Origin of the sequence: uncultured Winogradskyella sp. (assembly GCF_947498345.1) — a bacterium.
Lineage (GTDB): Bacteria > Bacteroidota > Bacteroidia > Flavobacteriales > Flavobacteriaceae > Winogradskyella.
Map to the genome: position 1 here is coordinate 127,247 of NZ_CANMJY010000012.1, position 10,467 is coordinate 137,713.

The 10,467-nt window shown below is 33.2% G+C and carries 12 protein-coding genes; 9 read left to right on the forward strand and 3 right to left on the reverse strand.

Going from position 1 to position 10,467, the window contains the following annotated elements; all coding sequences use genetic code 11:
• Nucleotides 1-37 precede the first annotated feature (37 nt).
• The 5 genes from Q0912_RS15335 to Q0912_RS15355 all read left to right on the forward strand — a co-directional run bounded on the left by Q0912_RS15335 (nucleotide 38) and on the right by Q0912_RS15355 (nucleotide 3,314).
• Entirely contained in the window at nucleotides 38-526 is a 489-nt protein-coding gene (locus Q0912_RS15335; RefSeq protein WP_299116704.1) for a YdeI/OmpD-associated family protein, read from the forward strand.
• Nucleotides 527-583: 57 nt separating this feature from the next.
• A complete protein-coding gene (locus tag Q0912_RS15340; protein ID WP_299116708.1) occupies nucleotides 584-1,210 on the forward strand; it encodes a YceI family protein in 627 nt (208 codons plus the stop codon).
• 172 nt (nucleotides 1,211-1,382) lie between these two features.
• Nucleotides 1,383-1,961 carry a Crp/Fnr family transcriptional regulator gene (locus tag Q0912_RS15345; RefSeq protein WP_299116710.1) on the forward strand — a complete coding sequence of 193 codons (579 nt, stop codon included), beginning with the start codon at nucleotides 1,383-1,385 and terminating at the stop codon, nucleotides 1,959-1,961.
• 71 nt (nucleotides 1,962-2,032) lie between these two features.
• Nucleotides 2,033-2,749, forward strand: coding sequence for a hypothetical protein (locus tag Q0912_RS15350; protein ID WP_299116712.1), 717 nt, complete (start codon nucleotides 2,033-2,035; stop codon nucleotides 2,747-2,749).
• Between the two features lie 22 nt (nucleotides 2,750-2,771).
• A complete protein-coding gene (locus Q0912_RS15355; protein WP_299116714.1) occupies nucleotides 2,772-3,314 on the forward strand; it encodes a DinB family protein in 543 nt (180 codons plus the stop codon).
• Nucleotides 3,315-3,357: 43 nt separating this feature from the next.
• On the opposite strand, the gene Q0912_RS15360 is transcribed toward Q0912_RS15355, so the two are convergent.
• Both Q0912_RS15360 and Q0912_RS15365 read right to left on the reverse strand, forming a co-directional pair.
• Complete coding sequence (locus Q0912_RS15360) at nucleotides 3,358-4,077, reverse strand: tetratricopeptide repeat protein (protein ID WP_299116715.1); 720 nt, start codon at nucleotides 4,075-4,077, stop codon at nucleotides 3,358-3,360.
• Between the two features lie 100 nt (nucleotides 4,078-4,177).
• Nucleotides 4,178-5,110, reverse strand: a complete 933-nt coding sequence (locus Q0912_RS15365) for a peptidylprolyl isomerase (RefSeq protein WP_299116717.1) — start codon at nucleotides 5,108-5,110, stop codon at nucleotides 4,178-4,180.
• Between Q0912_RS15365 and Q0912_RS15370 the strand changes: the two genes are divergently transcribed.
• Nucleotides 5,110-5,670, forward strand: a complete 561-nt coding sequence (locus Q0912_RS15370; protein WP_299116719.1) for a hypothetical protein — start codon at nucleotides 5,110-5,112, stop codon at nucleotides 5,668-5,670. The two genes, Q0912_RS15365 and Q0912_RS15370, sit on opposite strands and share 1 nt — an antisense overlap.
• Nucleotides 5,671-5,723: 53 nt before the next feature.
• Here Q0912_RS15370 and recQ read toward each other — a convergent pair whose 3' ends face one another.
• Complete coding sequence (gene recQ / locus Q0912_RS15375) at nucleotides 5,724-7,925, reverse strand: DNA helicase RecQ (protein ID WP_299116721.1); 2,202 nt, start codon at nucleotides 7,923-7,925, stop codon at nucleotides 5,724-5,726.
• Nucleotides 7,926-8,142: 217 nt separating this feature from the next.
• Between recQ and Q0912_RS15380 the strand changes: the two genes are divergently transcribed.
• The 3 genes from Q0912_RS15380 to Q0912_RS15390 are packed head-to-tail and all read left to right on the forward strand — an operon-like array spanning nucleotide 8,143 to nucleotide 10,278.
• Nucleotides 8,143-9,108: a KpsF/GutQ family sugar-phosphate isomerase gene (locus Q0912_RS15380; protein ID WP_299116723.1), complete on the forward strand. Its 966-nt coding sequence runs from the start codon at nucleotides 8,143-8,145 to the stop codon at nucleotides 9,106-9,108.
• Nucleotides 9,108-9,929: a twin-arginine translocase subunit TatC gene (gene tatC, locus Q0912_RS15385; RefSeq protein WP_299116725.1), complete on the forward strand. Its 822-nt coding sequence runs from the start codon at nucleotides 9,108-9,110 to the stop codon at nucleotides 9,927-9,929. The genes Q0912_RS15380 and tatC overlap by 1 nt, the downstream gene beginning before the upstream one ends.
• Complete coding sequence (locus Q0912_RS15390; protein ID WP_299116727.1) at nucleotides 9,922-10,278, forward strand: carboxymuconolactone decarboxylase family protein; 357 nt, start codon at nucleotides 9,922-9,924, stop codon at nucleotides 10,276-10,278. The genes tatC and Q0912_RS15390 overlap by 8 nt, the downstream gene beginning before the upstream one ends.
• The last annotated feature ends 189 nt before the right edge of the window (nucleotides 10,279-10,467 follow it).

Here is a 10,467-nt window from a genome sequence, read left to right on the forward strand (position 1 = left end):
TGATATTTGTCATGTAAACGATTTAACCGTAAGTAATATGTTAAAAACTGAACCTTTTGAAGTTACCTTGGCGGATAAACAAAGTGTGATTTTACCACAAGAACACATTACAGAATTCATTGAGCGCAAACACAAGCGTATTAAAGTTATAGCATCGACACCTGATAATCAGATAGAATTTTATGCGGCTCTAAAACGTGAAAAAACAGGCTTGTTTCGTATCTATTTTAGTAAAGCCAAACAGAAAGAACTCGAAGTTTATATTAATGATTATTTTACAATTCAGGTGTTTGAAGACACTTCTAAATATGGTGTAGAAATGTCTGAAGAACTTGAAGCTGTGTTATTAAGCGATTATAAAGCTTATACTATTTTTGAAGAATTAACACCAGGGCGTCAACGCAGTATTATATATACTATATCTAGATACAAATCTTCACAGATGCGTATAGACAAAGCTATATTGCTTACTGAAAATTTAAAACGTGGTATCTATGACCCAAAATTATGGTTAAAGAAGTTTTAAATTGGTACTTGCAGAAGCGCAGTGATATCCTTAACTTTACTAAAAATTAACTATAAAATGAAAAAGATCATCTTTCTATTATTTATTGTCTGTACTACAACCTTAACGTCTTGTAAAAATGACAAAAAAGATACAAATACAACTACAGAGAATAAAACAGAAGCTACAATAAAATATGTTGTAAAACCAGAAGCTACCTCTGTAAAATGGACTGCTTATAAAACAACTGAAAAAAAGGCCGTTGGTGGTGAGTTTACTACTTTGTCTTTTGATAATAAAACAGGAGCGACCCCACAAGAGGCTTTAAATAATTTAGAGTTTTCTATTCCGATAAAGAGCTTGTTTACCAAAGATGAAACCAGAGATGCTAAAATAAAAGCCTCTTTCTTTGGAGTAATGCTAAACACAGACCTAATAAATGGTAAAATAACATATGCCAACAACAAGTATTCTGCCTCTATAACTATGAACGGTGTTACCAACGACTTACCCTTAGAAGTTAGCATTACTGATGAAAGGCGTGTTAAAATGACAGGAGTTATGAATCTTAAGGATTGGAATGCTCTCGATGCATTGGCAGCCCTTAATAAAGTTTGCTTTGATCTACATAAGGGTCCGGATGGAGTGAGTAAAACATGGGAAGACGTAGCTATTGAGGTTAGTACTTACCTAAGAAAAAATTGATTTATAAGTACACTTTTTTCATATATCAAGTAAACAAATGGTATAGTATATATTTAACATGTAAGTATTAATCACTATAAATTTAATTCAATTTTCCTCTGGTTAGTCATCTTTTACTAACTTGTTAACCGCAATGCGATATATCTCTAAAACTTTGGTTGTAATTTGACGAATGTATACAAATAAAGAATCATTAATACATTTTATTTTAAAAGTCGTCGAAATATCAAAAAGTGACGCTGAAGAAATTGCTGCATCTTTTCATCCATTTAAGCTTAGGGAAAAAGAATTCTTACTCAAAGAAAATCAGATAAGTGATGACTATCTGTATCTAAAAAGCGGCTTGATGAGAACTTTTTTATACAATTTGAAAGGCGAAGAAATCACTATAGACTTTTTTACTGAAGATAATATGGTCTTTGAAATTACTTCTTTTTTTAATAGAGTACATTCTGAGGCTAATATTCAAGCCATTACGCCATGTACTGGCTTTAGAATTTCATATAAAGAACTCAATACGCTTTTTCATAATAAACCTGCTTTTCGGGACTTTGGTCGTGCGATTTTAGTAAAGGAATTTATGGCTTCACAAAAAAGAAATTATGGAATGATAAACCGTACAGCCAAAGAGCGCTATCAAAACCTATTAGTCAACAAACCACAAATCTTAAAATATTCCCCGTTAAAATTTATAGCTTCTTATTTAGGAGTGACTGATAGCACACTAAGCAGATTACGAAAAAATTTGTAGTCTTTAGTTTTTTTGCCTTTTGTCAAGTAAGTTTAATGTCTATTGTTTGAAATTTGCAATAAAAACTTCAAATGGCAGAAACATCTAATCCTGTATCAATAGGTTTTATACTTACCACCATAGCTACATTATGGTTTTTTTATCAATCCTCAAAAAGTAAGAATGTTCTTTTTACAATCCTTACATGGATGATTCTTGTCGGGCTTTTAGGACTTATTGGATTTTATCAAGTGAAAAATACAACACCTCCAAGATTTATTTTTCTTTTAGGTCCAGGAATAGTATTAGTTCTTATTTATTCATTAACACATAGAGGTCGTAAATTTATTGATGAACAAAGCTTAAAATGGTTGACCTTGCTTCATGCAGTAAGAATTCCAGTAGAAATTATTCTGTACTATATATTTTTAGAAGGTTACATACCTGACTTAATGACTTTTAAAGGATATAACTACGATATTATTTCAGGGCTTTCCGCACCAATTATGCATTATGCCGTATTTGTAAGACATTGGGTAGGAAAAAAAGGGTTACTCATCTGGAACTTTATTTGCTTAGGGTTACTAATAAATATTTTAACCATAGCCGTATTGAGTGCTCAAACTCCGTTACAAAGGTTAGCATTTAATCAACCAAACATAGGTGCAACCTTTTTTCCGTATGTATGGCTTCCTGCTGTAATTGTTCCGATTGTTTTGTTTTCTCATTTAGCAAGTATTAAACAATTATTATCTTTAAAAAATAATGGAGCAATTATGTCAATTTACAGAACAAAAAGAAATCAATAAACAGCTTAAATATCTAAACACTATGAAAAAGATAATCATACTTACAACCCTTGCATTATTGGGTACTATATCTTCTCCTTTACTTGCACAGCAGAATGATTTTATAAAAGACTATTTGGAACGCTTAGAAAACTCACGTAGGTATTTAATTCTCGTTGCAGAAACAATGCCTGAGAATAAATATAGTTATAAAGCCTCCTCAGACTCTTTAACTTTTGCACAAAATCTATTGCATATAGGTTATGCTATGGATTGGCATAGTCAATCATTACTAGGTGGACGAGAGTCAAGGGGTTGGAGTACCGATACCATATTCAAAGTTGGCGATAAATCAAAAGAAGAGATGATTGCATTACTTAACACAACATTTGATGAAGCCATAGCTTTAATTTCAAAATTTGATGTAAATCAGCTTAATGATAAACTCGATTATTTTGGATTAATAAGATCTAAGCGGCAAATTCTATTATTGCTTACTGATCATATTACGCACCATAGAGGGCAAATGTTAGTCTACATGCGATTAAATGGACTTGTCCCACCTAGATATGTATTGTTTCAATAATTTTTATGAAGCTTTTGTTGCGTAAACAACAAAACTTCTTAGGCTAATTATTCTGAATACTGTCAACTTCAACCTTTGGTTTATATACGTTTAAAAAGCGTTTTGCGTGTCGGTTACCATTATCATACTGTAATGCTTTTTTATAATTATGATAAGCTTGCAAGCTATCACCAGATATTAAATAAGCCTCAGCTAAGCTATCATATACATTATCACTCGTAGGATGTAATTTTGTATTCATTATAAAAACTGCAATAGCATCTTTGTACTTACCCTTACCAATGTAATCGTAGCCTAGTCTATTAAAATCCCGTTCATTTATAAATGGACTCAATGAATCTTGCGCTTTAATTTCTAAAAAACCTTTTAATGCAGCTTCGTAATTTCCTGCTTTTAGCTGCATACTAGGTGTCATATAATTATCTGGAATTTTACGGTAATCGTAAGTAGTTTTACCATTATCTTCTGAAATTACAGACAAATACTGTGCTTTGTTCTCCGGATGTTTAGCAAAGCGTAATTTCTTATTCATATCAGCAACATAAAACTCGTTTTTACTTAATGAAATAGTTTTTAGTTTGCCCCCTCGCCAGTGAACAAAAATGTCATTGTTTTCGTAAGACACCTCTATAATTTCGTTAGCATTATAACTGTATTTCCCAGAAGTTTCCTTTTTAAATGTATCAGAATATTTAACAGATTTTGAGCAATTAAATAAGAGTGTTGCTACAAAAAGGATTAAGGTTGACGCTTTTAATTTCATTTTGATTGGATTGATTGGTTATGCTATGAGCAAAAAAAGTCTCACTTTTATAAAGTGAGACGATTCTATTTCAATTTTGTTACGTAAAAAGGAATCTTGCTTAATTTACTCCCATTAATTCTACATCAAAAACTAAAGTAGCATTTGGTGGAATTACACCTCCTGCACCTGCAGAGCCATAGGCTAAATCACTTGGTATAACTAAGCGTGCTTTATCGCCTACATTTAGTAAACAAATACCTTCATCCCAACCAGGAATAACTTGTCCTACGCCTACTTGAAAATCTAATGGGGAATTTCGCTTGTAAGACGAATCAAAAACAGTTCCGTCTGCTAATTGTCCTTTATAGTGCACTGACACCATGTTTCCCTTCTCTGCTTTTTTACCATCACCTTTTTGAATCACTTTATAACGCAGTCCAGATTCAGTTTCATCAAAACCTGCAGCTAACTTATCTAACTCAGCTTTTGCTGCTTCGCGTTCTGCTACAATACGCTTTTCGCGCGCACCTTCAAAAGTTCTAAAAGCTTCTATCGCATTAAATTTTTCGGCTAAATCACCTACTCTTACAATCTCCAAACTTTGTATTGTATCTCCTTGCGCCACAGTATCTACAACATCTTGACCTTCAATCACATTACCAAAAACCGTATGTTTACCATCTAACCATGGTGTTTCTATATGCGTGATAAAAAACTGACTTCCGTTAGTACCAGGACCAGCATTTGCCATAGATAGTTTCCCTGGTGCATCATGCTTTAAATCTGGATGAATTTCATCATCAAACTTATACCCTGGATTTCCTGTTCCTGTACCTAGAGGACAACCTCCCTGAATCATAAAATCTGGAATAACTCTATGGAATTTTAATCCATCATAATAAGGAGTACCCTGTGGTTTAGCTGAATTTTCTAAATTACCTTCTGCTAATGCCACAAAATTACCTACTGTTCCTGGAGTTTTTTCAAACTCTAAATTCACTATTATCTCACCTTTAGAGGTGTTAAATTTTGCGTATAAACCGTTTTGCATTGTGTTTTCTTTTATTTAAGGCTGCAAAGATAGGCAATGATTTACGATTTACGAATTTAGATCAGCGATTTGAGAATTACTTTAATAAGTTTAGCTTTGCTGAAATTAAAATTCTATGGGATTCTCATTTTTTAAACGCTCAAAAAAAAACAGAAGCTATAACGCAAATTAATGATACTATCGAAACGATAATAGAAGCTATTGATAATAAACCTTATGGAGTCTCAGAAAACAATGTGCTATATGCTGGTTTAAATGAGCTTGGAGGTTATCATTTTTTCCAGACCGTAATTGTTGGTGCAATAAAAGTTAAAGTTAAAAACGGAGCAAAACTTTTATTCCTAGGCGATAATTTTGAATTGCGATTAGATTCGGACTCAATGGAGTTTGAGTCTGATTTCACTGATATTAAAGGAAGACATATCACTAAAATAGATTTCCAGATTGAAGAATTTGACATTAAAAAATTGCAAGACAATAAGCTAACACATATCCTATTGAGCGTTAAAAATCATGAGATTAAGTTTGGTAAGTATGAAGCTTTTGATGAAGAGGAATAATATATTAAGAAATCTAAATTCTTATTATTATAATCTGTAAGCTGAACTGAAAGCTAATTAGCCACCTCGCTCATAAACTTTATACGATAAAGGCGTAATTCTTCATCTTCATAATCTCCATCAAATTCTTCTACTGCATCTGAGATTTTATCACTTTCGGATTCCATAAAATAGTCGTGGATTTCTTCTTGTTGATCCTCGTCTAAAATTTCATCAATCCAATAGTTAATATTCAATTTGGTTCCAGAATAAACAATGGCCTCCATTTCTTTAATAAAGTCTGGCATTTCCATACCCTTAGAAGATGCAATATCATCGAGACGTAGTTTTCTATCTACATTTTGAATGATATATAGCTTCAATGCAGAGTTAGATCCTGTAGATTTAACGACCAGATCTTCTGGTCGCATAATATCATTTTCCTCTACATAATTTTCAATTAGTGCGATAAAATCTTTACCATATTTTTTGGCCTTACTTTCACCAACACCGTGTACATTAGATAATTCTTCTATGGTAATCGGATATTTTAAAGCCATATCCTCTAAAGAAGGATCTTGGAAAATCACAAAAGGAGGAACTCCCAAACGTTTTGCATTACGCTTGCGTAAATCTTTTAACATGGTCATTAGCTTTTCGTCTGCTACCGCTCCACCTCCTTTAGAGTTTGTGATAATACCATCATTTGTGGCGTTATCAAACACATGGTCTTCTGCCATCATAAAGGACTTAGGGTTTTGTATAAATGCTTTTCCAGCACCACTTAAGCGCAAAACACCATAGGTTTCAATATCCTTTTTTAAATAACCAGCTACAATAACCTGCCTGATCAAAGCCATCCAATGTCTGGCTTCTTTGTCCTTACCAACACCAAAAAATGGTAATGTATCTGTTTTGTGAGAAGAGATTAAAGCGTTCTCTTTACCAATAATAACCTGTACCAGATCTTTAGATTTATACTTTTCATTGGTATTCTGAACCGTTTGCAATAGCGTTTTTACATCATCTTTAGCTTCAACCTGCTTTTTAGGGTTACGTACGTTATCATCCATATCTCCGCCTTCACCAGTTGCATTATCAAATTCTTCACCGAAATAATGCAATATAAATTTACGTCTGGAAATTGATGACTCTGCAAAAGCAACAACCTCTTGTAAAAGGGCATGACCAATCTCTTGTTCAGCTACAGGTTTACCAGACATAAATTTTTCAAGCTTCTCAATGTCTTTATAAGCATAGTAAGCCAGACAATGTCCTTCTCCTCCATCTCTACCTGCTCTGCCTGTTTCCTGATAATAACTTTCTATACTCTTTGGGATATCGTGATGTATTACAAAACGTACATCGGGTTTATCTATTCCCATTCCAAAAGCAATAGTAGCCACAACAACATCAGTATCTTCCATTAAGAACATATCCTGATGCTTTACTCTGGTTTTGGCATCTAATCCGGCATGATATGGAACAGCCTTAATACCATTTACTTGCAATACTTGTGCTAATTCTTCTACCCGTTTTCTACTTAAGCAGTATACAATACCAGATTTGCCTTCATTTTGTTTAATAAAACGAATAATGTCTGCGTCGACATTTTTTGTTTTTGGACGTACTTCGTAATATAAATTTGGACGATTAAACGAAGCCTTAAACTTTACAGCATCGCTCATCCCCAGGTTTTTAAGAATATCTTCCTGTACTTTTGGGGTTGCTGTTGCTGTAAGACCAACAATAGGAATATCGTCCCCTATACGCTTTATAATATGTCTCAAGTTTCTGTACTCAGGTCTGAAATCGTGTCCCCATTCACTAATACAATGTGCCTCGTCAACAGCCATAAAAGAAATTTTGACAGTTCTTAAAAAGTCAACATACTCTTCTTTAGTTAATGATTCTGGAGCTACATAAAGTAATTTTGTAACACCATTTACAATATCATCTTTAACACGTTTAACTTCTGTTTTATTTAAAGATGAATTTAAAACGTGTGCTACTCCTTCGTGCTCAGATACTGCTCTAATAGCATCAACTTGGTTTTTCATCAAAGCAATAAGTGGCGAGACCACAATAGCTGTTCCGTCTTTTATTAACGCTGGTAACTGATAACACAGTGATTTCCCACCTCCAGTAGGCATAATAACAAAAGTATTATTACCTGCTACTACGTTTTTTATAACTTCTTCTTGAAGACCCTTAAATCCCGAAAAACCAAAGTACTTTTTTAGTGCGGAGTGTAAGTCTATTTCTGCAATACTCATTAATCCCTATTCGTATTTTATATACATTTTTTCTGTAAATAGCTAAACGCACCTAAAAATGTGCAAAATTTAGCTTTATGTAATTAACTACTTATGAGTACACAATATTTATACATTCGTTCTTTGAGAATTTTTGAATGAAAAAATTCATGTACTTTTGCATAACCTTAAAGATAACAATTTCTTTAAATCTAAAAAACACTATAAATAATTAGTTTTGAACACTGTGTCATCTATCTTAAACATAGCCAAAAGTACTATAGAATCTGAAAGTAAGGCCATTGCAAATTTATCGAAATTACTTACAGAAGATTTCGCTAATGCCGTAGAATTAATATACAATTCTAAAGGAAGAGTTATCATAACAGGAATTGGTAAAAGCGCTATTATTGCAAACAAAATAGTAGCAACTTTAAATTCTACAGGAACACCTGCCGTTTTTATGCACGCAGCAGATGCCATACATGGAGATCTGGGATTAATCTTGGAAGACGATGTGGTGATTTGCATTTCTAAAAGCGGAAATACACCCGAAATTAAAGTCTTAGTTCCACTTATTAAGAATGCAAAAAACAAAATGATTGCCATAACTGGTAATAAGGACTCCTTTTTAGGGCAACAGGTCGATTATATTCTTAATGCTTATGTAGAGCAAGAAGCTTGTCCTAACAATTTAGCACCAACAACAAGTACCACAGCGCAATTGGTAATGGGCGATGCATTGGCAGTTAGCCTTCTTGAATTAAGAGGATTTTCCAGTAAAGATTTTGCAAAATATCATCCAGGTGGAGCCTTAGGAAAACGGCTCTATTTAAGAGTCAACGATTTATCATCGCAAAACTTAAAACCTCGGGTAGGTTTAGAAGCGAGTTTAAAAGAAGTTATTGTAGAGATTACGGAAAAAATGCTCGGTGTTACCGCTGTGATTGAGAATGATGAGATTGTTGGTATTATTACTGATGGTGACCTAAGGAGAATGCTTAGCAAAAGTGATGCTATAACAGAACTAAGAGCCAAAGACATTATGAGCACCAATCCCAGACGTATTGAAGAAGATGCCATGGCTGTTGATGCAAAAGAGGTCATGGAAGAATTTGGTATTTCGCAATTGTTAGTTGAACACCAAGGAAAATATGCTGGTGTTGTTCATCTGCACGATTTAATTAAAGAAGGCATTATCTAATGACAAAGCATATTGACGACATGTCTTTTTTAGATCATCTTGAAGAATTAAGATGGCATTTAATTAGAGCAACTTTGGGAGTTGTTATTGCAGCTACTTTAGCTTTTATCTGTAAGAAATTTATTTTCGATGTTATCATTTTTGGCCCAACCAAGATGGATTTCCTTACTTATAACGGTTTATGTCAGGTTTCTAAGTTTTTAGGAATGACAGACACCACATTTTGTGCTGATGAGTTTCCATTTGTTATCCAGAACAGAACGGTTGCCGGACAATTTTCTGCGCATATCTGGACATCTATTTATGCCGGATTTATTGTAGCCTTTCCATATGTTTTATATCAATTATGGAGTTTTATAAGTCCAGGCTTAAAACCCAGTGAACGTAAAAACTCAAGAGGCTTTCTGGTCATTGCATCGCTTTTATTTTTTACAGGAGTTCTGTTCGGTTACTATATAGTTACTCCATTATCTATTAACTTTTTAGCTAACTATCAAATTAGTGAACTCATCTCTAATGAGTTTGATGTCAGTTCGGTTATTGCCATAGTACGTTCCTCTGCTATAGCCTCTGGCCTTGTTTTTGAATTACCTATTATTATATACTTCTTAACTAAGGTAGGTTTGGTAACACCACAATTTTTAAGGAAATACAGAAAGTATGCTTTAGTTATTGTTTTAATATTATCGGCAATAATAACTCCACCAGATATTGCGAGTCAGGTTATTGTTGCTATACCTATATTAATCCTATACCAAGTGAGTACTTATATCTCGGCAGTTGTAGTAAAAAATCAAAATAGAAAAAGAAAACATGTCTGATATTGTAGAAGAATTTAATGACTACCGTTCTAAAATGAACGATAAGATCTTAGCTGATAATAACAAAATTGTAAAACGCATTTTTAATCTGGACACCAATGCTTTTACTGAAGGTGCTTTAGATAAAAAAACAAAAGAGTTGCTAGGTTTGGTAGCTTCAGCTGTATTACGATGCGATGATTGTGTAAAATACCATTTAGAATCATCGTATAATGAAGGTATAACGAAAGCTGAAATAAGTGAAGCCTTAAGCATCGCAACGCTTATTGGTGGAACCATAACCATCCCACACTTAAGACGTGCACACGAATATTGGGAAGCACTAGAAGAACATTACACTCAAGGTTAAACTTTTAATAAAAACGCTGCTATAATATGTTTTAAAAAACATATACAAACCTCTGAATAACAAAAAATTGTATTTTTATTACAGGATTTTTCCTACGTTTAAAATTATTTTTTATCTTTAGTAAGTGAATACTCCAAATCACCTTCACCATACTTAACCACTTTAATTTACAGATACTATAATTTATTT

Excerpts from the sequence above, each read along its gene's own strand:
- Q0912_RS15335 (WP_299116704.1), top strand. The coding sequence starts at position 38 with ATGTTAAAAACTGAACCTTTTGAAGTTACCTTGGCGGATAAACAAAGT.
- Q0912_RS15340 (WP_299116708.1), top strand. The coding sequence starts at position 584 with ATGAAAAAGATCATCTTTCTATTATTTATTGTCTGTACTACAACCTTA.
- Q0912_RS15345 (WP_299116710.1), top strand. The coding sequence starts at position 1,383 with ATGTATACAAATAAAGAATCATTAATACATTTTATTTTAAAAGTCGTC.
- Q0912_RS15350 (WP_299116712.1), top strand. The coding sequence starts at position 2,033 with ATGGCAGAAACATCTAATCCTGTATCAATAGGTTTTATACTTACCACC.
- Q0912_RS15355 (WP_299116714.1), top strand. The coding sequence starts at position 2,772 with ATGAAAAAGATAATCATACTTACAACCCTTGCATTATTGGGTACTATA.
- Q0912_RS15360 (WP_299116715.1), bottom strand. The coding sequence starts at position 4,077 with ATGAAATTAAAAGCGTCAACCTTAATCCTTTTTGTAGCAACACTCTTA.
- Q0912_RS15365 (WP_299116717.1), bottom strand. The coding sequence starts at position 5,110 with ATGCAAAACGGTTTATACGCAAAATTTAACACCTCTAAAGGTGAGATA.
- recQ (WP_299116721.1), bottom strand. The coding sequence starts at position 7,925 with ATGAGTATTGCAGAAATAGACTTACACTCCGCACTAAAAAAGTACTTT.
- tatC (WP_299116725.1), top strand. The coding sequence starts at position 9,108 with ATGACAAAGCATATTGACGACATGTCTTTTTTAGATCATCTTGAAGAA.
- Q0912_RS15390 (WP_299116727.1), top strand. The coding sequence starts at position 9,922 with ATGTCTGATATTGTAGAAGAATTTAATGACTACCGTTCTAAAATGAAC.